General features: G+C 59.4%; 23 protein-coding genes. 12 read left to right on the top strand and 11 right to left on the bottom strand.

Translation table 11 applies throughout. From position 1 onward, the window contains the following. The 5 genes from PMI03_RS08445 to PMI03_RS08425 all read left to right on the top strand — a co-directional run. The coding region (locus PMI03_RS08445) for a fatty acid desaturase family protein (protein ID WP_039973697.1) at window positions 1-831 on the top strand (831 nt) is incomplete at its 5' end. Between the two features lie 31 nt (window positions 832-862). Continuing rightward, window positions 863-1177 carry a MocE family 2Fe-2S type ferredoxin gene (locus PMI03_RS08440; RefSeq protein ID WP_007691942.1) on the top strand — a complete coding sequence of 105 codons (315 nt, stop codon included), beginning with the start codon at window positions 863-865 and terminating at the stop codon, window positions 1175-1177. A 10-nt stretch (window positions 1178-1187) separates the two neighbouring features. Next, complete coding sequence (locus PMI03_RS08435; RefSeq protein WP_007691940.1) at window positions 1188-2414, top strand: NAD(P)/FAD-dependent oxidoreductase; 1227 nt, start codon at window positions 1188-1190, stop codon at window positions 2412-2414. A gap of 81 nt (window positions 2415-2495) precedes the next feature. Beyond that, window positions 2496-3056, top strand: coding sequence for an NADPH-dependent FMN reductase (locus PMI03_RS08430; protein ID WP_007691938.1), 561 nt, complete (start codon window positions 2496-2498; stop codon window positions 3054-3056). A gap of 128 nt (window positions 3057-3184) precedes the next feature. Continuing rightward, window positions 3185-4072: a DMT family transporter gene (locus tag PMI03_RS08425; RefSeq protein ID WP_007691935.1), complete on the top strand. Its 888-nt coding sequence runs from the start codon at window positions 3185-3187 to the stop codon at window positions 4070-4072. Window positions 4073-4078: 6 nt separating this feature from the next. Here the strand turns inward: PMI03_RS08425 and PMI03_RS08420 are convergent, their stop codons facing one another. From PMI03_RS08420 to PMI03_RS08385, 8 genes are all read right to left on the bottom strand, one after another. Then, window positions 4079-6430, bottom strand: coding sequence for a polysaccharide biosynthesis tyrosine autokinase (locus PMI03_RS08420; protein WP_007691933.1), 2352 nt, complete (start codon window positions 6428-6430; stop codon window positions 4079-4081). An 83-nt stretch (window positions 6431-6513) separates the two neighbouring features. Further along, window positions 6514-7419 (bottom strand): UTP--glucose-1-phosphate uridylyltransferase, encoded by a 906-nt coding sequence (locus PMI03_RS08415; RefSeq protein ID WP_007691931.1) that lies wholly within the window; start codon window positions 7417-7419, stop codon window positions 6514-6516. Between the two features lie 4 nt (window positions 7420-7423). Beyond that, complete coding sequence (locus tag PMI03_RS08410; protein WP_007691929.1) at window positions 7424-8473, bottom strand: glycosyltransferase family 2 protein; 1050 nt, start codon at window positions 8471-8473, stop codon at window positions 7424-7426. Continuing rightward, the gene (locus tag PMI03_RS08405) at window positions 8470-9411 is read right to left on the bottom strand and encodes a glycosyltransferase family 2 protein (RefSeq protein WP_007691927.1); all 942 of its coding nucleotides are present in this window, start codon (window positions 9409-9411) and stop codon (window positions 8470-8472) included. The genes PMI03_RS08410 and PMI03_RS08405 overlap by 4 nt, the downstream gene beginning before the upstream one ends. Continuing rightward, a complete protein-coding gene (locus tag PMI03_RS08400) occupies window positions 9408-10406 on the bottom strand; it encodes a glycosyltransferase family 2 protein (protein WP_007691925.1) in 999 nt (332 codons plus the stop codon). The genes PMI03_RS08405 and PMI03_RS08400 overlap by 4 nt, the downstream gene beginning before the upstream one ends. Further along, window positions 10403-11611: a hypothetical protein gene (locus tag PMI03_RS08395; protein ID WP_007691923.1), complete on the bottom strand. Its 1209-nt coding sequence runs from the start codon at window positions 11609-11611 to the stop codon at window positions 10403-10405. Before PMI03_RS08395 ends, PMI03_RS08400 begins: the two co-directional genes overlap by 4 nt. A 64-nt stretch (window positions 11612-11675) precedes the next feature. Next, window positions 11676-12479, bottom strand: a complete 804-nt coding sequence (locus PMI03_RS08390; protein ID WP_007691922.1) for a glycoside hydrolase family 16 protein — start codon at window positions 12477-12479, stop codon at window positions 11676-11678. A gap of 3 nt (window positions 12480-12482) precedes the next feature. Continuing rightward, window positions 12483-13556, bottom strand: coding sequence for an acyltransferase (locus PMI03_RS08385; protein WP_007691920.1), 1074 nt, complete (start codon window positions 13554-13556; stop codon window positions 12483-12485). 144 nt (window positions 13557-13700) lie between these two features. On the opposite strand from PMI03_RS08385, the gene PMI03_RS31575 reads away from it, so the two are divergent. Beyond that, the gene (locus PMI03_RS31575; RefSeq protein WP_309574340.1) at window positions 13701-13901 is read left to right on the top strand and encodes a hypothetical protein; all 201 of its coding nucleotides are present in this window, start codon (window positions 13701-13703) and stop codon (window positions 13899-13901) included. 87 nt (window positions 13902-13988) lie between these two features. Here the strand turns inward: PMI03_RS31575 and PMI03_RS08380 are convergent, their stop codons facing one another. Further along, complete coding sequence (locus tag PMI03_RS08380; protein ID WP_007691918.1) at window positions 13989-15476, bottom strand: lipopolysaccharide biosynthesis protein; 1488 nt, start codon at window positions 15474-15476, stop codon at window positions 13989-13991. Between the two features lie 119 nt (window positions 15477-15595). Between PMI03_RS08380 and PMI03_RS08375 the strand changes: the two genes are divergently transcribed. Together PMI03_RS08375 and PMI03_RS08370 are read left to right on the top strand one after the other, a co-directional pair. Beyond that, window positions 15596-16555: a glycosyltransferase family 2 protein gene (locus tag PMI03_RS08375; RefSeq protein ID WP_007691917.1), complete on the top strand. Its 960-nt coding sequence runs from the start codon at window positions 15596-15598 to the stop codon at window positions 16553-16555. 85 nt (window positions 16556-16640) lie between these two features. Continuing rightward, window positions 16641-17582 carry a polysaccharide pyruvyl transferase family protein gene (locus tag PMI03_RS08370; protein ID WP_007691914.1) on the top strand — a complete coding sequence of 314 codons (942 nt, stop codon included), beginning with the start codon at window positions 16641-16643 and terminating at the stop codon, window positions 17580-17582. 12 nt (window positions 17583-17594) lie between these two features. On the opposite strand, the gene PMI03_RS08365 is transcribed toward PMI03_RS08370, so the two are convergent. Next, window positions 17595-18605 carry a glycosyltransferase family 2 protein gene (locus tag PMI03_RS08365; protein ID WP_007691912.1) on the bottom strand — a complete coding sequence of 337 codons (1011 nt, stop codon included), beginning with the start codon at window positions 18603-18605 and terminating at the stop codon, window positions 17595-17597. An 89-nt stretch (window positions 18606-18694) separates the two neighbouring features. Beyond that, window positions 18695-18985: an exopolysaccharide production repressor protein gene (locus PMI03_RS08360; RefSeq protein WP_007691911.1), complete on the bottom strand. Its 291-nt coding sequence runs from the start codon at window positions 18983-18985 to the stop codon at window positions 18695-18697. 740 nt (window positions 18986-19725) lie between these two features. Between PMI03_RS08360 and PMI03_RS08355 the strand changes: the two genes are divergently transcribed. From PMI03_RS08355 to PMI03_RS08340, 4 genes are all read left to right on the top strand, one after another. Next, window positions 19726-20406, top strand: coding sequence for a sugar transferase (locus PMI03_RS08355; RefSeq protein WP_007691909.1), 681 nt, complete (start codon window positions 19726-19728; stop codon window positions 20404-20406). Between the two features lie 83 nt (window positions 20407-20489). After that, the gene (locus PMI03_RS08350; RefSeq protein WP_007691908.1) at window positions 20490-21764 is read left to right on the top strand and encodes a polysaccharide biosynthesis/export family protein; all 1275 of its coding nucleotides are present in this window, start codon (window positions 20490-20492) and stop codon (window positions 21762-21764) included. A 9-nt stretch (window positions 21765-21773) separates the two neighbouring features. Then, window positions 21774-23066 carry an O-antigen ligase gene (locus PMI03_RS08345; RefSeq protein ID WP_007691907.1) on the top strand — a complete coding sequence of 431 codons (1293 nt, stop codon included), beginning with the start codon at window positions 21774-21776 and terminating at the stop codon, window positions 23064-23066. After that, complete coding sequence (locus PMI03_RS08340; RefSeq protein ID WP_007691906.1) at window positions 23063-24064, top strand: acyltransferase; 1002 nt, start codon at window positions 23063-23065, stop codon at window positions 24062-24064. Before PMI03_RS08345 ends, PMI03_RS08340 begins: the two co-directional genes overlap by 4 nt. Window positions 24065-24156: the final 92 nt, after the last annotated feature.

Raw genomic sequence — 24156 nt, 5'->3', positions numbered from 1 at the left:
GTGCTCTACGGCTCGGCCTCCGACAGCCGTTGGCACGAATGCGGTCACGGCACGGCTTTCAAGACCCGCTGGATGAACGACGCGGTCTATCAGATCGCCTGCTTCATGATCATGCGCAATCCGGTGACCTGGCGCTGGAGCCATACGCGCCACCACACCGATACGGTCATCGTCGGCCGTGATCCGGAAATCGCCGTCATGCGGCCGCCGGATCTCCTGCGCCTGATCCTGAATTTCTTCGGCATTCTCGATGCGGCCTACGGCATGCTGGATATGATCCGCAATGCAGCCGGTATCGTTAGCGCCGAGGAAAAGACCTTCATTCCCGAACAGGAGCAGCCGAAGGCGATCCGTATCGCCCGCATCTGGACTGTCATCTATCTCGTGACGATTGTCGCGGCTCTTTATATGGGCTCGATCCTGCCGCTGGTGCTGATCGGACTGCCGCGGCTCTATGGCGCCTGGCATCATGTACTGACCGGCCTGCTACAGCATGGCGGCCTTGCCGACAATGTCATCGATCACCGGCTGAACAGCCGCACGGTGCTGATGAACCCGATCAGCCGCTTCATCTATTGGAACATGAACTACCATGTCGAGCATCACATGTTCCCGATGGTGCCCTACCATGCACTGCCGAAGCTGCATGCGATGATCAAGCACGACCTGCCGCAGCCCAATCCGTCCATGTGGTCGGGTTATCGCGAGATGATCCCGGCCTTTCTCCGGCAGCTTCGCAATGAGGATTATTTCCTGAAGCGCGAGCTGCCATCGACGGCGCGGCCATATCGGGAAGAATTTCACAGCGCGTTGCCTGAAGCGGCACAATAACCGGCAAAAAGAAGCAAACAGGGAGGCAAGAATGAGCGGCAACTGGATCGAGGTCTGCGCAGCCGATGCGATAGACGAGGAAGATGTGATGCGCTTCGACCATGGCGGACGGACCTTCGCCATTTATCGCAGTCCGGACGATGACTACTTCGCGACCGATGGTCTCTGCACACACGAGCAGATCCATCTCGCCGACGGGTTGGTTATGGACAACATCATCGAATGTCCGAAGCACAACGGCCGTTTCGATTACCGGACCGGCGAGGCCAAGGGCGCCCCCGTCTGCGTCAACCTCAAGACCTATCCGGTCAAGGTCGAAGACGGCACCGTCTTCATTGCGGTATAAGGAGAAAGCCATGCCGCATTTCGTCATCGTCGGGGCAGGGGAGTGCGGCGCGCGAGCCGCCTTTGCGCTCAGGGAGAAGGGTTTTGAGGGCGACATCACCCTGATCGGAGCCGAGCCGGTCGCCCCCTATGAACGCCCGCCGCTCTCGAAGGAAGGGCTTGCCCATGCAGCCGAACCGAAGTTCGTGGCGACATTGGAGCGTTACACCGAACGGTGCATCGACTTGCGGCTGGGCATTGATGTGATCGACATCGATCCGACTGCCAAGGCGATCATGCTCGCCGGCGAAGAAAAGCTTGGCTACGACAAGTTGCTGCTCGCAACCGGAGCCTCTGCACGCGCCTTTCCCGGTGTTGCGAGAACCGGCGAACGTATCCGCGTGCTTCGCACCCACACTGACGCTTGCCTCTTGCGATCGGCGCTGCATCCCGGTCAGCACATCGCCATCATTGGCGGCGGCTTCATCGGGCTCGAACTGGCGGCCACGGCGCGCAAGCTCGGCGTGGAGGTTACTGTCATCGAGGGCCTGCCGCGCGCCCTGAAGCGAGGCGTGCCGGAAGAGATTGCCGAGGTCATAGCAGGGCGCCATCGGCAAGAAGGCGTCGTTATTCGTTGCGGCGAGACCATTGTCGCTGTTGAGGAGGGGGCGGATAGTGTGGTCATTCGCCTGGGGAGCGACGAGATCATCGCCGCCGATCTCGTCCTGGTCGGCATCGGCGCCCTGCCGAATGTTGCGCTGGCGGAAAAAGCGGGTCTTGCGATCGACAATGGCATCGCCGTCAACGAGTGGCTGGAGACGTCCGAAGCCGATATCTTTGCGGCCGGAGATTGCTGCTCTTTCCCGCTAGCGCTTTATGGCGGGCGGCGGGTGCGGCTGGAGTCCTGGCGCAATGCGCAGGAACAGGGAACCTTGGCCGCGGGCAATATGCTCGACGAAGGGAACAGCATTTCCGCCGTGCCGTGGTTCTGGTCCGATCAATATGATCTGACCTTGCAGATCGCCGGCCTCGCCGACGGGGCGACGAGAATGCTCAGGCGCGATCTCTCCGACGGGGCTTTCATCCTCTTTCATCTCGATGATACCGGGCGGCTTCTAGCGGCCAGCGGCATCGGCCATGGCAACGCCGTCGCCCGCGATATCCGCCTTGCCGAAATGCTGATCGCTGCCCGCGCCCAACCCGACCCCGAGGCGCTGACGGCGAGCCATGTCAAACTGAAATCGCTTCTGGCCGCCTGACCCGAACCCAAGCACCTGGACTACCCTTGACGAACGGCTTGGAACGGCAAACTCTCTCCATGCGATCATCAGGGGGATACGATGAAGATTCTCGGCATATCGGGTAGCCTCCGCAAGGGCTCCTTCAACACGGCGCTGCTGCATGCCGCTGTCGAACTGGCGCCGGCGGGTGTCGAGTTCATCGCTGCGACCATCCATGGCGTGCCACTTTACGATGCTGATCTCGAGACGGCCGAAGGCATTCCGGAGAAGGTAACCGAGCTGAAGGAACTGGCGGCCGCCGCTGACGGCTTGATTCTGTTCACGCCGGAATACAACAACTCGCTTCCCGGTGTCTTCAAGAACGCGATCGACTGGATGAGCCGGCCGTCGACCGACATTTCCCGCGTCTTCGGGGCAAAGCCCGTCGCCATCCTCGGCGCCTCTCCCGGCAATTTCGGGACGATCCTCAGCCAGAATGCCTGGCTGCCGGTGCTGCGAACACTTGGCACCAATCCCTGGTTCGGTGGGCGGTTGATGGTCTCGCGCGCCGGCAGCGTTTTCGATGCGGAAGGTAAAATCATCGACGAGAAAGTGAAGCATAACCTCGCCGCTTTCATCGAGGGATTTTCTGCCTTTGTCGAGGGCACGAAAAACACCTGATCCGCGCATTTCGTGCGTGGAGACCATTTCCAAAGCCTATGATTGAAAGATCGGATGGCCTATTGTCATTGCCAGCGTCGAGCAAGCCGGCGCTTCCGGGGCCGCATACAATCTTCCTTTGAGTCGAAATGAAATCCAACACTGCCGGTTATGTCTTCACGCTGTTGGCGATCAGTATTTTCGCCATACAGGACGGCATCTCCAAACATCTGGTCAGCGCCTATCCGCCGCTCTTCGTGGCGATGATCCGCTATTGGGGCTTCATGCTGTTTGCGATCGCGCTTGCGGCACGCTCGCCGGGTGGATTGCGCGCGGCTGTCCATACCAAAAAGCCCGGCCTGCAGGTCGTTCGCGGGCTGCTGCTCGCCTTGCAGATCGTCATCGCCATTTCGTCCTTCGTCATGGTCGGCCTTGCACATTCGCAGGCGATCTTCTCGTCCGGTCCGTTGATCGTGGCGCTGCTGTCGGTGCCGATCCTCGGCGAGAAGGTCGGCTGGCGGCGCTGGCTGGCGATCTCGGTCGGTTTTGTCGGGGTGCTGTTGATCCTGAAGCCCGAAAGCGGCTTTTTCGACATCCGCTTCCTGGTGCCGTTGGCGGGTGCCCTGGTGTTTTCGCTCTATGTCGTCATCACCCGCTATGTCAGCCGGGTGGATTCGTCGATGACGAGCTTCTTTTATACCGGAGTTGTGGGGGCGGTCGCGATGAGCACTGTCGGACCATTTTTCTGGACGCCGCTTCTGCCGTCCGACTGGGTCTTCATGGGCCTGCTTTGCCTTACCGGCATGACGAGCCACTATTTCCTCATCCGCGCTTATGATCTTCTCGACGCGGTGGTGATCCAGCCGCTCACCTATCTGCAGCTCGTCTTCTCCGCCATCATCGGTGTTACAATCTTCGGCGAGACGCTCGGCATCAATATGATCGTCGGCGCCGTCATCGTCGTAGGCGCGGGCATCTTCACGATCTGGCGTGAAAATGCCCTGGCCAAGTCACGGTCGAAGGCTCCCGGTCGGTAGAGGCTTTTACGCCTCTACCTGAGTCTTCGGATGGTCTTCGGTGTAGTAGCTGACATACTTCTGCCGGTAGCGTTCGGTGGCGCCGAACTCGCTATAGCGTGCCAGTTCCGACATGTCGGTCTTGTTGAGGATAACGCCGAGGACGCGCGAGTTGATCTGCGGCTCCTGTTCCAGCAAGTCCCTGACAAGGCTGGTCGGCGTAGCACCCCATTCGGCAACGAGCAGGAAGGCGTCCACCTGCGGCGCGAACGCCTTGGCGTCGATGACAGGTCCGAGCGGCGCAAGGTCGACGACGATATAGTCGAACATCTTCCGTGCGTTTTCCATCAGCGTCATCATGCCCTGCGAGGACAGAAGCTCGCTGGTGTGGAGCAGATGGTCGCGTATAACCACCGGCAGGATGGCAAGTTTGGTACGCGGATCGACCTTGACGGCGCTTGCCCAGGGGACTTCTCCGAGAGCGGCTTCGATAAGGCCGACCTGCGGTGGCGTCTTCAGTGTCCGGCTCAAGCCCGGATTACGCAAGTCGGCGTCGATCAGCAGCGTCCGCTTGCCGCTGCTGGCGAGCAGGGCCGCGAAATTGGCGGCCGTCGTTGACTTGCCTTCGCCCGGCAGTGCCGAGACGACGCCGATCACCCGATCCGCACGTCCCTGCAGCATGACATCGCTGGCAAGCTTGGCGTTTCGCAAGGTCTCGGCGAACATCGAACGCGGCGCCTCGACGGAGACACGCATGATGCGTTCGAAGGCAACACCGTTTTCGCCTTCCTCGGCAGTTGCCGTTGCCATTGCCGGCACCGGACCGGCCTTGCGCTTGTTCTTCTTCTTCGGGAAGCCCTGTTGGCCAAGCAGCGGCAGGTAGCCCAGGAATTTGAGCCCGAGTGCTGCGCGCACATCGGCTTCTACGCGGAAGAAGCGATCCCGGAATTCCTGGAATGCGGCAAAGCCACCGCCGGCCATCAAGCCAAGAATGATCGAAAGCGCCATGACGAGCGTTTTTTTCGGGCTTGACGGCGCAGTCGGAACGCCAGCCGCGGATATCACGCGCGCCTTGGCGATCGGGAAGGACCGTTGCTGTGCTGCGGCTTCAAAGCGGCCCAGATAGGATTCGTACAGCGTCTTCAGCGCCGTCGCCTTCTGGTTCAGCTCGTTCAGCTGCACGAGGGATTTGTTGGCTTCGGAGTTCTTGCCGACCATGCCCTCGATGCTGCCACGCAGCGATGTCGCACGCGATTGCGCCACATCAAATTCATTCTTGTAGCTCGCCGTCAGTTGCTGGAGTTCCTCATAAATCTGACGGGTAATGTCCTGGCGCTCCGCCTTCAAAGCCACGGCCTGCGGATGGTCGGCGCCGAAATTCTGCGTCACGTCCTGCTCGCGCTTCTGTACGGCAAGATAGCGGGTCTTCAGGTCCTGCAGGACGCTGTTGCCGGACTGGCTGGACGAGATCGTCGCGTTCTTCACCGCATTGTCCGGTCCCTGGTCGATAATCGACTTGTACTGGTTATAGCGGGCGGAAGCACTGGCTGTGTCGGCCTGGGCGATGATCAACTGCTTGTTCAGATCGGAGATCTGCTGCTCCGACATCAGCTCGCCGCCAGTCGAGGTCAAGCCGTTCTCGGCCTTGTACTTTTCAACTTCGAGCGATGCCATCTGCGCGCGCTGGCGCAGATCGTTCAGCCGTTCCTGCAGCCAGACGGATGCGCGCTCGGTCGCATCGAAATTGGCGTTGAGCTGGTCGGTCAGATAGGAGTCCGCATAAGCGCTGGTAATTTTTGCCGCCAGCAGCGGATCAGTCGAGCTGAAGGATACCAGAACGACGGAACTGCGGGTGACGCGCTCGACCTTGAGAGCGTCCTGCAGCATGGCTGCGATAAGCTGACGTTTCGCCTCACGGGCTTCCGCAGGCGTCAAGGGGGGCTTGGCGGGCTTGAAGACGCTGGCAATCAGCTTCACGCCGGATTTGATCAAAGCGACTGGCGACTGCGGCGGATTGACGAACGCGTCATTGTCGATGAGACCGGCCGTGTCGACCACCCGCAATGCCATCTCGTTGGATTTCAGGATCTCGACGGCGCTGGCGATATCCATGTCAGCCTGCTGGCTGCTGGTCGGCGGTGGCTGGTCCTCCGCGTATTTGGTCATGGTTTCATCGAGCAATATCTGCGTCGCCGACGTATAGCTCGGGGTGGCGAAAAGCAGATAGGCGATCGCCAGCCCAACGAAGACGGCCACGCCAAGCATGATGGTGCGGATGCGGCGGATCACCACCGCCATCAGGCGATCAAGGTCAATGAAGCCATCCTGCTCCTCCGCTTTGGGGGTAGCGCTGTGGAAAGTGAAATTTTTCTGATGCATGGCGACCACCTTGTCGGAGAAGCCTAATTGAATGACGGCTCGGGGCCTGCGGCCGCCAGAGCCGCAGGCGGAAGTGATTTGCTTTAAGCTGCGTTCATCTGCGCTTCGTGCGAGAGAACCAGGCTTCGGATCGAGTCATAGACGAGACCGCCAATATCGGCACGCGCGAGCGCGAAGGCGACGTTCGCCTCGATGAAGCCTTGCTTCGATCCGCAATCGTAAGTCCGTCCATTATAGGCCTGAGCATGGAACCCCTGTGTTTCAGACAGGCGCAGCATGCCGTCGGTGAGTTGGATCTCGTTACCGGCGCCGCGCTCTTGCCGGGCCAGAATATCGAAGATTTCGGGCTGCAGAATATAGCGACCATTAAGGTAAAAGTTGGAAGGCGCCTCCGAAGGATGCGGCTTTTCAACCATTTTGGTCACGCCGAAGCCATGGCGAACCGGCGCTCCCCTGCCGATAATGCCGTAGCTCGACGTTTCTTCAGGTGAGCATTCCTCGACACCGACGACATTGCCGCCGACTTCGTTATAGAGATCCATCAACCCGGCGGTGCAGCCGCGCACGCCATGGCAGACCATGTCAGGCAAAAGCAGCGCGAAGGGTTCGTTGCCGATCACATCGCGGGCGCACCAGACGGCATGGCCGAGACCGAGCGGCGACTGCTGGCGGGTGAAGCTGACGGAGCCGGCGCGGGGCAGAAGGCGCTCCAGTTCGGACACCTGCTTCGTCTTGCCTGCCCTGTTCAGCGAGGAAATCAGCTCCGGCGTGTCGTCGAAGTGGTCTTCGATCGACGTCTTGTTGCGGCTGGTGACGAAAACGATGTGCTCGATGCCGGCTTCGATGGCTTCATCGACGGCATACTGCACCACCGGACGATCGACGATCGTCAGCATTTCCTTCGGCATTGCCTTTGTGGCGGGCAGGAAACGGGTTCCGTTGCCGGCAACCGGAATGACTGCTTTTCTCACAGGAAGCTTACGGTCCATGGCTCTATCCTTTGTTAGAGTGAGGGCCTGCGCCCAAACTGGGAAGGGAGGAGGAGATTTGCGGGGCCGCAGCCACTTCACCGCCGGTGAGGACGGTTGTTTCGCCACGACCCCGAAGAGAGGCGGCGAGACGACGAAAGCGAGCTGCAATCGGCATGCGCAGGTGGCGAACCGCGCGTGGATTGCGGCATGCAATCTTCAGCGCGGTCGGTAGGGCGCCATCCTTGAGGCTGTCGATCAGCGTCAGGAAGGACAATACGTCCTTCAGGTTCCGCGTCCGTCGTCGCTGTGCGGCGAGGGCGGCGGCACCAAAAGGATGTTCGGCAAAAAACTTGGCGTCGGCGGCGATCATGGCTTCGACATGCTGTTGCTTCAGCACCCGCGAGATCGACCCGTCGCGGATATAATAGAGATAGCCTGCCGTCGGCTCGACCGCGCAGACGCCGCCCCTGGCCAGGGCCGAGGCGAGAAAGATGTAGTCCTCGCCGATCCGGAGGGTTTCCTCAAAACGCAGGCGGTGCTTTTCCAGAAAGGCGCGCTCGAAGACCGGTTTTGTGTAGCCGAGATTATGCTCGGACTGGAAAATCATGTTCGATGTGATGAATTTCGCGAGCGTCAGCAGCGGCATGCGCGCAAGCATGGCTTCGGGGAACATGGCGCCCACGGCCTCGTTCTCACCCCGGATGACATCGAGATTGTCGATCACGATCTGCGCCTCGGCCTTGTCGGCCCGAGCGATCAGCCGCGCCATGCGGTCCGGGCGGAGTGCATCGTCGGAATCGAGCACGGCCACCCAGCGGCCGCGCGCCGCATCCAGTCCGGCGTTGCGCGCAGCACCTGGGCCACCGTTGCGGGGCATGGCGACGAGGCGCACGCGAGGGTCGGGGTGGTTGCCGACGATGTCCGGGGTGCTGTCGCTGGAGCAATCATCGACGACGATGACCTCCATGCTGACCGCTCCCTGCGCCAGCGCGCTGTCGATGGCGCGCTCCAGCGTATCCTCGGCGTTATAGGCTGCGATGACGAAACTGACATCAGGGATGAAATCCGTCATTGCGGCGCTTTCTCCAGATTTCCGTATTGTTCGATTTCGCGAACGCCGAACAGGCCGCTGACGGCGCCCGCATGCATGATGCCGCGCAGGCCGTAGCGATGACGCTGTATCGGCAAAGGAGAAAGAAGCGCGGCGGCGGCGAAGCAGTAGGCGGACTTGGTGCCGGCAAGCGCGATTGCCTTCCAGCGGCCGAGGCCTGCCGCTCCCTCCAGAAGCATCCGCCCATGCGTCTGCCCCATGCGGTAGCGCCGCTTCGAAAGCCACGACAGCTTGGCACGCCCGCTCGGCACGGGCTCATAGACCAGGGCATCCTCGGCAAAGGCGATGCGCCCGCCCGCCTGGTGCATGTGGGCGAAAAATTCCGTGTCCTCACCGCCACTGCGTCCAAGCGCAAGGTTGAAGCGACGACCGGCAAGCGAAGGTGCCTTGCGCCGCAAAAGCACGTTGCAGGTATAGCCGGTGCGGATATCGCCCGCGACCCAGACAGGCAGGGTCGAATGGAAATCGCCCCGACGCATCCAGCTGGGTGCGACGTTCGGATAGACGGCTCGCACCGGGCCGAGAACCGCATCGGCCCCGGTCGTATCCGCGGTCACCAGCAATTCCGTCAGCCAAGTCTCAGAAGCAGTCTCATCGTCATCGATGAAGGCGACGAAATCGCCGGTTGCGTGTTCCAGGCAGGCGTTGCGGGCGATGGAAATATTCGAAGCCGGGCAATGCACATAGGCAATCTCGAAGGGCAGGGCCGCGCGCATGGCATCGACGCGATCTTGCGCGCTCGGCGTCACGTCGTTGTCGGCAACGATAATGCGAACGAGGGCGCCGGTCGGCACGGTCAAGACTGCCAGCGATAGCAGGGTCTGGTCCAGCTCGGCGCGACGATAGGTGCACACGGCGATATCGATCTTCACGCGTGGGCTTTCAAGGCTTTGCGTCATGACACCACCTTGCGTCCGCGGAACTTCAGGACTTCCAGCCAGAAGCCCATCGACCAGGCGAAATGCATGACCATGGCGGATATGGCGGCAAGCGGTCCGTATGGGTTCTTTTGACCAAGCGCGATCCAGAAACCGTAGGCGATGCAGGCAAAGGCCCACAGGCCGATGGGGATGACCGCGATCCAGTTGAGGATGGCGAGGAAAGCACCGATGAAGATCGGCACGACGGCCAGCGGCAACATCTGCCGAACGCTCGGCATGCTGCGATGCTTGAGAATGTTGCGTGCGCGGCCGCGGCCGTAGCCGAGATATTGCCGGAACAGCGTTGGAATGCTGGCGCGCGGATAATAGGTCATCGTCGTCTTGTCGGTGAGCCAGATGCGATAGCCGGCCTTGCGCAGCCGGTAGTCGAGCTCGGCATCTTCGTTATGGCTGAAGGTCTCGTCATAGCCGCCGACGGCGCGGAAGGCGGGGACGCGCATCAACGCATGATGACCATGATCGGCCCAATGCCCCTTGGCGCCCTCGCGATGCTTCGAGCCGCCATTGCCGAGCTTGGAGTTCTGCGCCACCGCCGTCGCCTTTTGGAAGGCGCTGAAACCCTGGGTACGCATGGCGACAACGACTGAATCCGCTTCGGTCGCGTCGGCCTCTTCGACCAGTCTCTGGCAATAATCGGCGGGGTAGTCGCCGTGGGCATCGATGCGAATGAGATAGTCGTACTCGTTGCCGAAGGTTTCGACGGCGAGATTGATCGCAGCGCTCTGCAGCCGCTTCGGGTTGTCGAGCAGGAGCACGCGCGGATCGGCCCCGGCAATCTCGCCGACGATCTCCCGCGTCCTGTCCGTGCTGCCGCCATCGGCAACAACGATCCTGGCGTCAAGCTCGTCCAGAGCACCACCGAGCTTGGCGATCAGCGGCTCGATATGCTTTTCTTCATTGAGGCAGGGGATGACGATCAGGCAACGCATATGCTTGGGGTCTCCAGTTTTCATTGCAATCCACCTCTATTGCGATGCAGTTGTGGGAGTGCCTGTAATTCGGCGGTTTGCTCATTGGTGCGGGTCAGGGACGCGAGCCGCTGCACCAGTCCCTGGCAATCGGCGCGATCGGTCATCCATTGCCTGCGCTCCTGCGCGGCCACGGCGTCGAAAGCGGCGAGATAGCGTTCCTCGTTCATGTCGCTCATGAGCGTTACGAGATGCGCGGGGTTCGCCTTGTCGAGCGCTAGACCGATTTTTCGGCTCGCCAGGAAGCGTGAAGTCTCGGTTCCGTCCATCGCGATCGGCACGGCGCCGTAAAGGCCGCCTTCGTAAAGCCGGTTCGGCAGCAGCCAGCTCGAATTCAGCCCTTCTTCGAAGAAGTCGATCGCCCAGGAGAACTGTACCTCGCCATAGATGGTCGCGAGGTCCTCTGGGTTCTTGTAGGGGCCGCCGAAATGCATGAAAGGCGCGTCGCGCACGATGCCATCGAAGTCGTCGAACTCCGAATAGGCCGGCCGGCCGCGCAGGATGATCTCGAAACGTCCGTCCATTCGGCGCGAAAATTCGTCGAGCAGCGCCAGCGATTTACGGCAGCGAAGCGCGCCGAACCAGCCGATCTTCCAGGGCTGGTCCTTGGCCGGTAACCGGGGGGAGGGAGCAACCGTATCGTCAAGGCCATCGAGCGCCAGAACCTTGTTCTCCAGAAGGACGATCGGCAGATCGAGGCCGGAGCGAGGGCGGAAATAACGCTCGACGAAGGCAGGCGAACTGGTCAGCAGCAATGCGGCGTCCGCTCCGAAATGACGCTCCACTCCTCGAAGGGCGGCGCCAAGCGTGTCCTTGCGCAGCAGCAGCCGGTGGATATCGAGACACTCGTAGACAACGGGCATATCGCCGCCGAAGATCGATCTCGCCCGATTGGCCAAGGCCAGCATTTCAAGATTGCGGCCGATGATGACGTCCGGCTTCTGGACCGAACGCAACAAGCCGCGCAATTTCAGCGCGGACTTGGCAACGGCCGCGATGCGATGCGTGAATTGCGCGTCGCGCGTCCGTCCGAGCTCGATCGGCTCGATACCGTGCACGGCTGCTAGCGCGTTGTCGTCACGCCGGAAGCCCGCCAATGTCACTCGTGCTCCGCCCGCCTGCAGCATCAACACCCGCCGGCGGACGGCGGGGTCGGCAAGATCGTGGACGAAGTAGAGAATATGCAGCATTCAGACTTCCGTTTTCGTGCCCGGTCGAAGCCAGGCGTTTCGTTTGTGTCGCAGCCGGACCGGTTCAGTTCAGCTTGCAGGCGATCGATTCCGGGAACTGGCACTTGTCGCCTTCCGCGGTGAAGGCGACGCGCTTGATCTGCATGGTTGCCGGGCTGCCGCCATAGGCGAACTTGCCCATCCAGCCGCTCAGCGTGTCCGTGCCCCAGAGGCTGAAAAAGATCTTCTGAGCATGCGTTGGTATCTTCGAAGGGTCGGTAACGTCCTGGACCAGCTGGCCGTTCACATAATAGCGGAGCCGATCCTTCTCCCAGACGAAGGCATAGTCGTTGAAGCCCTGATCGGCGCCGCCGGGGACCGGAACCAGCTTCTCGTTGCCGCCTTTGGCGGCGATGTACTGATTGACCTGGACCTGCCCCGCATTCTTGCCGAGAACCTCGAAATCGATCTCGTCATGCGGTCTTTTGTCGGTCGGACCGATATAGGTGAAGAACGCCGAGTTGAGACCGGGGCCGCTGGCGGTACGGTAGCTTGCCTCATAGGTGCCGTAGCCAAAACGCTTGGTGGTCTGGATCTCGCCGCAGGCATAGTCGCGCTCACCGGTCTTACCCTGGGTGAATTGAAGCTGCAGCATGCCGTCTTGGCGGCTGACCTGCTTCTTCGACCATGTGCAGTTCTGGTGCGGGCCGTTGTTCCAGCCGTCGGAAATATACCAGCGACTGCTGTCGATCCTGTCGAAATTGTCGACGAAGGAGGTGCCGTTCGGCCGGTCTTCCTGTGCGGAAACCACATTGGGAACTAAGCCGGCGCTCAAGATGGCCAGTGAAACAAGGCTAAGTTTGCGCGCATGGGCGGTCTTTTTCGTCATGTGTCACCTTTGCTCTGAAGTCGCCTGCCGACGTTCGGCGATCGCCGGGGTCTCCGCACGCGACCGTGTGCGGCTACCAGTCAACAGGTTGTAGATGGCCGGCAGGGCGGAACGCGCCAGGCCGTTGGTCAGGGGCAGCACCATCAGTGTGATGGCGGAGGCCAGGAGATAGAAGATCGGATAGATCTCGCTGCCGCCGCGGTTCCAGAGGACCCAGAGGCAGAACAGCAGCGGGTAATGGGCGCAGAACACCCAGAAGCTCAGGCCGCCGGTTCCCGCCAGGCTTTGGCCGAGCCGGCTCCTGATGAAGATTGCCGACAGCGCCCAGAAACCGGGAATGCCAATGATCACCATGAGGTTGCGGCCTATTTCGAGCCACAGTGGAAGCTTGGGGCCGGTGAGGTAGGCGGCCGTGGCCAACATTGCCGCCAGGGCGACGAAGGCCGGCCCGATCACTTCGGCATACCGGTCGATGATCGTCAGGTCGACACGGTAGAGGCTGAGATAGATGCCGAAGCCGAAGCTGAAGAGGATCGAATTTCGAAGCACGATGCCGAGCGGGATCGGCAACGCCGCCAGCAGCAGCAAGCCCACGAGGGTCGACAGGGGAAAACGGCTGATCAGCATCGCCAGCAATGGCGACAGCAGGATGCAGACGAAGAGATCGCGCAGGAAATAGAGGGGCAAGTTGATCGGTGTGCCCTCGATAGCGAAAAGCAGCGTCGACAGCGTACGCGGGCTGGCGCTCGAAAGATCAGGCAGAAAACCGTCGCCGATGCCGAAGTATTGCAGGGCGAGCACGAACAGGAAGAAAGCGCTGTTCCACAATAAGAAGGGCAGGAGAACGGTCTTCGCCTTGCGGCGAACTGTCTTGGCATAGTCGAGCTTTGCCGTGCCGTGACGGAAAAGAAGATAGCCGGAAATGGCGCTGAGGCAGGGAACGCCGACGCGAAAGAGACTATCGCGCAGGAAGACCCGGAACCAATCGAAGAGCCCATATGCACCGTTGAACGGGCTGGAATCCGTATCGAATGGGATATGCACAAATATGATGCCCGAGATGAGCACGATACGCATGAGATTTATCCGCGAAGACACGTTGGCAGTCACATTCACGATGTCCGTCACCCCTTTTCCAGGTCGCTCCCCCCTCGCGACCGTTTCAACCAGAGCAGACTAGAGCCCACACGCATAACCTAGGGCGATCTCACGAAAAGAAATATGGCAGTGCAGCAAAAAACAACAGCGAATGGCGCCCAGCAGCCGCAAATCCGGGGCAAAAACGGCGATGAAACAGGTGATTCCGGTGCGCGATATTTATGGAAGTCCCTGGTATTAAAAGGATTTAAGTACGCTGAAATAATTCGTGAAACGATCTTTAACGCGATGATGCGCCGACGTTGTTTTTTTCGCAATAGGTGAACATTTTTTTGCACCGCCACAGAATCCGTGAGCAAACGTGATCAGAATGCGGCAGCGGTGCAAGTTCTCTAAGAAAACGTGGCAGAATCATTCAGCTACAGGTTGAGCTTCTGCCTTTGGCATTCTGCGTGAACGAACGAGTTCCAGGATTTTGCGCACAAGCGCTCTCTCCGTCAGCAGAACGAAAACGAGGTAGATTGCGCCGCCTACCACCGAGCCCACGATGATCTGCAGGACTGCACTCGGCATCGCCACCTTCAGATGATCCAGCATGAAGCGAACGATGAGCGCCATGATAAGCGCAGTGATCATCGGCCGGTTGCTGACATAGAGGCCCTGGAAAAACGGCGTGCCATCGGCACGGAAAACCGCCCAGGAATAGAAGATCAAGGTGATGACGCTGACGATGCAGAGCCAGACCATGGCGTTGATCAGATCGCCGGTCATTGCCCCGTAGGCGACGGCGGCGGTGGTGACGATGGCGCGCACGACAGCCGACCAGAACAGGACATTGCCACGGCCGACACCCTTCAGATACGGAATGAAGGTGCTGCAGGGCGTCAGGATCGCTTTGGAGAGCGCCAGCAGTCCGAGCACCGGCCAGGCATAGGCCCATTTCTGTCCGAACAGCACCAGCATGGCCGGCTCGGCGATGGCCCACAGGCCGAACATCATCGGCGCCAGAAGCACCGTTGTGACCTGCGTGCTGAGCATCAGCGCGTCCGACCGGCGCTTGCGGTCATGCATCATGTGGCTGAAAGCCGGAAACAAGACGCCCATGACCGCCGAGAGCACGACCTGGTTTGGGATGCTGGCAAAGCGGTTGCCGGCGGAATAGGCGCCGGCATCGGCTAGGCCAAGATAGCGGGCGATGATCACCATCGGCGACTGGAAGGTGACGAAATTGGCGATTTCCGAGCCCATCATGCCGAAGGAGAACTTCGTCAGCCCCTTGATGCGGCTGAAGGAGAAGGCGAACCGGGGGAAGTAGCCGGAGACGGCGTAGAGACCGACAAGGCGCACGGTACCGGAGACGAAAAGCTGGGCAACGAGCGACCAGACACCAAATCCGAACCAGGCCAGACCGACCGCGACCAGCGCGCCGGAGGACTCCGAAATCATGCTCCAGACCGCATCCTTGCTGAAATTCATCCGCCGCGCCAGGATCGAATAGGCGACATCGGCGGCAAGCTGGATGGGGATCATGAAAGCCATGATGCGCAACAGGTGGGCTGCCTCTTTGGCGCCCAACAATGCTGCGAAGAAATCGGCGAATACGAAGAGAACCACGGCCATCAGCGTCGATACGGCCAGATTTACCCAGAAGACCGAGTGAATAGTCAGCATGTCCTCCTTCTCCTGGATAACGAGAGAAGAGGTGAGCCCGGCGCCGCCGATCATGGAGAGAAATTGCACCACCGTCAGTGCCACGGCGACGACACCGAATTCCTCAGGCGTGAGGATGCGCGCCAGGATCGGCACGGTCACAAATTTCAATCCAAATGTACTTGTCTTCGATAAAACGCTCCATCCGACATTGTTCGTTATCGAACGGACACTAACTGTTGAGGTCATTGCGACATCCTATCTCTTGGGAGCGGCTGTAATCAGCGATGGAGATTGTCGAAAAAATGCATGGCCGCGACCCTGGGAGGAGGTCGCAAACTCTTTGTTGAAAAACGTAAGGCGGAAAAATGGCGTCAATTACGATTGTTATTCCCTTCTACCAGAAACAGACAGGCATTCTGCAGCGCGCATTGAGGTCGATATCTAGGCAGGTGTTTCAGGATTTCGATATCCTTGTCGTCGATGATGAGTCGCCGCTTTCGGCGGAAAGTGAACTTCAATCGCTCGGAGACCACGAGCGCGCACGCGTTACTGTCATCCGCCAAGCCAATGCCGGCCCGGGCGGCGCGCGCAATACTGGCCTCGATAACGTGCCGGCCGCAAGCCGCTTCGTCGCCTTTCTCGATTCCGATGACGAATGGGCGCCGGAGCATCTGAGCAACGCTTTTGAGGCGCTGACGCGCCACGATGCCGATTGCTATTGGGACTCGATCAGCGGCGGCGAGGGGTTTTCCTATCATTTCGGCATGGAAGAGTTGGCGAAATTGCCCAATGCCGTGCGTCTCTCCGATACACCCTCGGTCATCGAAATCCCGAATATCGCCAGCGAGATGCTGAAGGACTGGGGCTTCCTGCACCTTTCCTGCATGGTGATCGGCCGACCGCTGTTTGAAAAAATCCGCTTCGAAGCCGCACTGCGGCTGGCGGCCGAGGATCTGCTGTTTTTCTGCGACTGCATTTTGGCGGCCAAGCGAGTGCTGCTTTGCGAAGACGCCGGAGCCCTGCGTGGCGAGGGCATGAACATCTTTCACAGCATCGACAATGATTCCCCGCAGTTCTTGCGCCAGCAATTCAATACCTGGACAGCGCTCAACACGTTGGAAGAGCGGTTTTTGCGGCGGCCGCAGGACATCGAGACCATTCGCGCCTACAAAAACCGCGCCCGTCAGCAGGCGCTGTGGAGCCAGGCCCGCCAGTTGCGCCGTCGCCGATTGCCACAACTTGGGCTACTTGCAAAATGGGCATGGCGTGACCCAGGCATATTGCAAAGTGCGATGCGGCTTGCCGCGGGCAAGTTTACGCCCTAGTTTTCGCACTGCAGCAAAGCTGTTCATGCCACATTCTAGAGCCAATGCATGCGCAGCTACGGTCTAGATCAGCAAGGAGTCCTGTATGAAGCCGTTCCACTGGGAATCAACCCATGGCAATTTCGGTGACGATCTCAATCTCTGGCTCTGGGATTTTCTACTCCCCGGCCTGCGTGACGTTCATGAAGAAACACTGCTGGTCGGTGTCGGCACCGTCCTGAACACGTCGCTATTGCCGCCTGATGGCCAGAAGCTCGTGATCGGCAGTGGCTTCGGTTATGGCACGCTTCCTGACATGAGCGACAGGAGCAAATGGGATATCCGCTGCGTCCGCGGCCCGCTGACGGCTGAAAAAGTCGGTGTTCCCGCGGATATGGGCATCATCGATCCGGCCGTCATGGTCACCGAGATGCCGGAATTCAAAAATCTGCCGAAGACCAAGCGCCACACCTTCGTGCCGCATTGGGAGTCGGCCGGAGCCGGGCTCTGGCAGGATATCTGCAAGACCGTCGGTCTTTCCTATCTCGACCCGCGCGGCGAGGCGAAGGCCGTGATCCGCGAGATCGCCACCTCCGAGCTGATCGTCGCCGAATCCATGCATGGTGCGATCCTTGCCGATGCCTTCCGCGTGCCGTGGATCGCCGTCAGTACATCGCGGGCGATCAACAGCTTCAAATGGAACGATTGGGCTCACTCTCTCGGGGTTACTTACGCGCCGAAACATATTCCTGTTTCCACCCGCGCTGAAGCGATCGCCAAGGGCGCCCGTTTCTGGGGCGTCGGTTTCGAACGCGACGAGCAGGCAGCCAGTGAACTGGAGAAGCAGCGGCATGGCGAGACCGTGCTGGCCGACCCGCAGCAGACCACGCTGCGCGTGATGGCGAAACAGGCGCTTGCCGTACCCTCGGCGCTGGCGCTGTGGCAAGCGAGCAAGGCTAAGCCACAGCTTAGCACCGACGCGGCCCTTGCCGGTCGCAAGGAGCGCTTCATGTCGGTGATTGAAAGCGTCAAGCGCGACTACTTCTGACGCGCCTGCAAATTATTCGGGAACGGCCTGCAGGAGATAACGCAGGCCGTTTGCGCCCGAATGAGCGATTGGCGCGCTGCCACCCTTGCGAAAACGCTCGGTCTTATCGGCGAAAATACCGCCGGCTATGGCTGGAATGGCACTTGGCTTGCCCAGGGCGTAGGAGGCCGCTGCCCCCATGCCCGATTTCGATTTGATATCGAGAAAATGCCGTAGCTCGTACCGTCCGCGAATATGCTGTTCGTGGCGGCGGATGACTGTCGCGTCGGTTGGTGAAAGGCCGCCGGCCGCAAGGATAGCCCGGTCCGCCTCGTAAAGCCGCCGCAAGTCGTCGGTGCGATGCTGGCCGCTCAGGGAATTGCTGCGCACCACGGCGCCATAACCGCAGCTATGGATGATCTTGTAGCGCGCGGCCTTGGCGAGCGCCCGCACATAGAGGTCGTAATCCTCGCCGAGACGCAGCGCCTCGTCGTAGCGCAGCCCATGCTTATCCAGAAACGATCGGCGCATCAGCGGCTTCAGGAAGCCGATCTCGCCGCGCCGGACACCGCGCTTGGAAATATTGCCCTCGACAAAGGCGACCAGATCCAGGAAGCGTGGCTTCGGATCGAAGTGATCGAGCATGGTATAGGCAGTCGAAACCGTATCGGAATCGACGAAGGCGATGTTGTCGGCGACGAAATCCCAGTCGTCGCTCGCAAGCAGCGGCTTGAAACGCCCTGGAAAAAAGAAATCATCGGCATCGAGGATGCTGATCAGCGGCGCGCGCGAAATCTCGATCGCGTGATTGCGTGCGGCTGCCGGACCACGATTTTTCTCGAATTCCTGGATGATCAGGCGGCCGCTGCCATCATCGGCCTGACGCGCGGCGGCAGCCGTGCCGTCGGTCGAGCCGTCGTCGATGACGACGACCTCGGCCACTTCCGGCTCGCGCAACGCCGAAGCCACGGCGAGACCGATGGTATCGCTGGCATTCTTCGCGGCAATGATTACGCAGACATTGTTTTCGGCACTGTCGATCAAGTCAGCCTCCATGGTTCTGTTGGAGACTTAGGACGACAACAGCCATCCGGCAACCACATGATCACCAAAAGATGCGCCAGGCGGCGGCGTCAAGGGTTGAAGGGTTCGGAACGATTGAGGTTGGCAGCGGGCAGGCCGCTAACCTTGTCACCTTCACGCACCGGCATTGCAGCCGAGCCTTCATTCAACAACGCATGTCTCGCATTGCGTTCTTTCCACACCAGGAAAAGAACGCCCGCGAAGTAACCGATCTGTAATAGGACCGCGCAAATCGCAGTTTCGATCAAGGTAATCGAAAGTGAATGCGTCAGAAAATAAGTCGCAATGGCGAATACGGCCAGCGTGCCCGCCATGCTAATGAAGACGCGAGGTGCGTACATGGACATTACCTCCTCCCCAGGAATATCTGACTAAAAGTACTCAAGGTCTTGCCTCCCTCAGTAGACCCAGAACTCAAATATATTTTATGATTCATTTAGATTCAACCAAGCGACGACAATGCGTTACGAATTGATACGGATCCTATGTCGCGCCCGTTAAAACTACTCCTCCACAATGCGTACAATTGCATTCATTATCTTTTTTCTCCTCCCGGGACTCCCTTAAAAGTTGTTCGCAAAAAATTCACATACAATTTCGTACTGCTAATCGATTAGTGCGATCGATTTAGATTTTAAACAATTCAATCAACTTTTATTACAAAGTCCGGTTGCCGTCTCGAGCGTTATGTGCATCGCAACATCTTGTTGCATCGCAATATTTTTAGTCGGAAGTCAGGAATTTTCAGGAATGCTCAAGAGTGAAGAAAGTTTCTTTCGGATATATAAGGGAATAATATCCGATAAATCTAACTTTAACATTATACTACACTGCATGATGAAGCGTAAGTGGCGATTTATTTGGGATTTATACAGTGGGTAAACTGCAATGTCGTCGCCTTTTGGGTGGCTGAACCTAGGGCTTCGATCACGTTGGCGGTAGAACCGTACCGTGAATCGGCATTGCCATAAAAAATTGGCTTAAAAAATCCCAATCCCATCCTACACTCCTCGCTGCACTGCACTAACTACGCGTCCGAGACATTTCCGACCAATTCGCCAACATGAATGGAGTCATCTCTATGAAGTCTGCGACGAGATCGGCCACATCGGCTTTTTTCAGCGCTACGGAAAGCGACGTCTTTCCGCCAACGGGTGGAATCCTCAAGAGGGGATTCGACGTTACAGCCGCCCTGATGGGGCTGATCCTCATCAGCCCCCTCTTCCTGATGCTCATGCTCCTGGTGAAGCTTTCGGACCGGGGCCCGATTTTTTATGGCCATCGTCGTATTGGTCATAACGGCAAGACCTTCGGTTGCCTGAAGTTCCGCACCATGGTCGTCGATGGCGACAGGGTGCTGCAGGCCTATCTGCAGGCCAATCCCCGGGCGATGGACGAATGGCGCGCAACGCGCAAACTGCAAAACGACCCCCGCGTCACCCTCGTCGGCGCGGTGCTACGTAAACTGAGCCTCGACGAACTGCCGCAGCTCATCAATATCATCCGCGGCGAAATGAGTGTCGTCGGTCCTCGTCCTGTCGTCGAGGACGAGCTCGAGCGTTACGAAACCTCCGCGATCTACTACCTCCAGTCTCGCCCCGGCCTGACGGGTCTGTGGCAGGTCAGCGGCCGCAACGACGTCTCCTACGAAAGCCGCGTGGCCTTCGATACGCATTATGTCAAAAACTGGTCACTCAGCAGCGACATGATGATTATCGCCAAGACCATTCCTGCGGTTTGCCTCTCGCGCGGCAGCTACTGACGACGAAGCAGATACCGCGGGGAAGGTTCCTGCGGTTTCCCCGCACATGCGGGGCTGCGATCTAATAACAGGGAAGATCCTGCATGATTGAAATTAAGCCTTCTGGTAGGCTCGTTGGCGCGACTACACCTTTTCGTTGCGCTGCTCTCGTCCTCTTCAGCCTGTGCGTGGTATCAGGCAATGCCCGTGCCGATAGCCTTCCCGGATATCACCTGGGCGTCATGGACAAACTGAGCATTCGCGTCGCCGAATGGCAGACGGCAGAAGGCACGATTCGCGACTGGTCGGTAGTGTCGGGTGATTATACGGTCGGTCCTTCCGGTTCGGTTTCCATTCCTTTCATCGGGGACATGCCGGCCGCCGGCAAGACGACGGATGAGATCGCGGAAGCGATCGGCCTTGGGTTGCAGAAGCAGTTCGGTCTGCGCGATCGGCCCTCTGCTTCCGTGGAGCTTTCACAATTCCGGCCGATCTATCTCTCCGGCGAGGTCCAGAACCCGGGTTCATATCCTTTTGTACCCAACCTGACCGTTCTGAAGGCGGTGAGCCTGGGCGGCGGCATGCACCGCGCCGAGGCTGGCCAACGCTTCGCGCGCGATTTCATCAATGCCAAGGGCGATGCGGTCGTCCTCATGGCAGAACGTGGCCGGTTGCTGATGCGCCAGGCGCGTCTTTTGGCCGAAGTCGCCGGCAAGGATCAGATCGACATTTCGCCGGACCTTCAAAAAATGCCGCAATCGGCCGACCTGCTCGCCAGCGAAGAGGCTCTGATGAAGACGCGTAGCGTGCGTATGAAAACGCAGCTGCAGGCGTTGGCGGATCTCAAGGTGCTGCTGCAAAGCGAAGTCGAGGCGCTGGCGAAGAAGACCGATACGCTTAGCCGCCAACTCGATCTCGCCAAGGCGGACCGCGACAAGGTCGAGAGCCTGGCGGAACGGGGGCTGGAGCTTGCCTCGCGCAGGATCTCGGCCGAACAGCGCGCGTCCGACGTGGAGACCAACCTGCTGGATACCGACACGGCATCGCTGAACGCCAAGCAGAGCATCAGCAAGGCCGATCAGGACGCGAATACGGTGCGCAACGATTGGCAGAATTCGCTCGCGCAGGATCTGCAGGACACCGACACCCAGTTGGAAACCCTGCAGCTCAAGCTCTCCACCAGCCAGGCGTTGATGCAGGAGGCGGTCGCGCAATCGGCGGACGCCAGCAATATCGATGCCGGCGGGCAGGGCGTGAACATCGTCTATACCATCATACGGGATGAGAATGGTCAGGCGAAGGAAATCCCGGCCCAGGAAAATACCCTGGTGCTGCCCGGTGATCTCATCAAGGTGAGTGCCGGTCTAGCCATGCGATAAGGAGAGTCGATGCGGATCCGCAAATCGACCTTTATTCATCCGGGCAGCAACGCCACCTATGGCATGGTGGCGATTGCGCTTTCTTTCTTCGCCTTCGCCTATTCCTCCCGCTTTGGGCAGGCTGCCATTCTCGTCTATTACGCCCTGTGGTTTCCGTTGGTGCTGATCGATTATCGCCGCGTGCTTGGCAGCTACTCAAAACAGCTCTGGATCTTTGCATTCGGCGTTTTCACCTGCCTCTCCATCTTCTGGTCGGTGGTGCCGCCGGTCACCGCCCGCGCCGCAATCCAGTATATGACGCATATCATCTGCGCGCTGATCGCCGTGCGTACGCTCGATATCCGCACATTGACGCGCGGCGCCATAGCCGGCACCAGTATCGTGCTGCTCTATTCGATGCTGTTCGGCTATTATGCCCTCGATGCGATCGACGGCACCTATAGTTTCGTCGGCGCCTTCGACTCGAAGAACCAGCTCGGCTTTTATGCCTCGCTCGGGATCTATTTTGCGTTCGCCGCCGTCTTCATCCTTGGTGAGCGTCGTATCTGGCTGCTTGGAGCCGGCGTCGTCGGCCTCATGGCTGCCTACTGTCTGCTTGCCTCGCAATCGGCAACGTCGGTGCTGGTTACCGGGCTGGTCGTGATGCTTAGCATCGGCATGCGCGTCATCCTGTTCCTGTCGCCAAAGCAGCGCAAAAAGCTGTTTGCCACCGCGGCCATATCCGGGATCATTCTCGTCGTCGCCGGCGTCTATCTCGGTGCCGTCGATCTCGTGCTCGGCGCCTTCGGCAAGGACTCGACACTGACCGGCCGCACCTATCTCTGGCAACAGGGAATAGCCGCCGCCACGATGCATCCCTTCTTTGGGATCGGCTATCAGGCCTATTGGGTACAAGGCTTCTCCGAGCCGGAACGCCTGTGGGAGGAATTCTACATCACCTCCCGCGCCGGCTTCCATTTCCACAATACCTTCATCGAAACCACGGTCGAAACCGGCCTGATCGGCGTCTTCTTGCTGGTGTCCATATTGCTGACGGCGGTTATCGGCCACCTCAAGCGGTTTCTCAACGACCTCAGAAACGATGAATCCTATGTTCTGTTCGGTCTGGCGACGCTGCTTTTGATCCGCGCTTTCGTCGAGATCGATATTCTTAATCCCTACCAGGTCGGCTCGTTCCTGCTGTACTTCATCGCGGGCAAGCTGACGATGAAGGCGCAAGCGCCACGCATGGCTCCGCTCGTCTCCGATGATCGGATGGAACTTGGGCCGCCTGCAAACTGGGAGGCTCAGGCCAGCAGATGAAAACTCTTTATAGCATCCAATATCTTCGCGCCATCGCCGCGCTCGCGGTCGTCCTTTTCCATGCGGCAGAGCGCAGCGGCGGCCATTTCCAGATCGGCGCAGCCGGTGTCGATGTCTTCTTCGTCATCAGCGGCTTCATCATGTGGACGATCAGCGAGCGGCGGCCTGTCACGCCCTGGCGGTTCCTGTTTGATCGCGTTCAGCGCATCGCCCCGTCCTACTGGATCGTTACCGCGATCATGATCGCTGGGGCAGTCGCCGGTCTGTTTCCGAACATGAAGCTGACGACCGGTCATATTCTGGGTTCGATGATTTTCATTCCGGAGCGCTCGCCGAGCAATGGCATGATCTGGCCGGTGCTGGTGCAGGGATGGACGCTGAACTACGAGATGTTCTTCTATGCCATATTCGGTGCGGCATTGCTCCTGTCGCGCAGCATACGACTCTTCAGCATAGCCAGCGTCTTCGCTGCCTTCGTGATCGCCGGCGTCATCTTCAGCCCGCAATCGCCGCTGCTCCTCACCTACACGCGGCCGATCATTTTGGAGTTCGTCGCAGGCATCCTCCTTGCCGAGCTATGGCTGTCCGGGACAATACCGAAGGCCGGCCTTGGGCTTGCCCTGATCGTCGTCGCTCTCTCGGGCTTTGCCGCTATCCAGCTCCTGCATCTCGAATTCAACGAGCTGACCTGCGGACCGCTCGCTCTGGCGCTGGTGCTTGGTACGGTATCGCTGGAGCGAAGCGGAAAGCTGCCTGATATTCCGCTGCTCACCTATCTCGGCAACGCCTCCTACTCGATCTATCTCTGGCACACGCTGGCGATTTCGGTGGTGATGAAATTGATGGCGCGCACGGAGCTACCCTCCGATGTCGCAACATTCATCTGTCTCGTCTCAGGCGTGCTGCTGGGCATCTGTGCCTATGAATTGGTCGAGAAGCCATTGCGTGGTCTCTTGAAGGGCCTGAGTTGGCAAAGAGCGCGCCCATCACCGGTGTGATGGACAAGGCAAGTCTGCTGCTGAACCGGAGCAGGCTGTCATTGGCCGGACGAGCAGGGTGCCATGCCCTTAACTTGCCGCCTGACGGCGCC

Origin of the sequence: Rhizobium sp. AP16 (genome assembly GCF_000281735.1) — a bacterium.
GTDB classification, from domain to species: Bacteria; Pseudomonadota; Alphaproteobacteria; order Rhizobiales; family Rhizobiaceae; genus Rhizobium; species Rhizobium rhizogenes.
The sequence above is the reverse complement of the archived record's forward strand: the minus strand, read 5'-3'. Positions and strand labels throughout refer to the sequence as shown.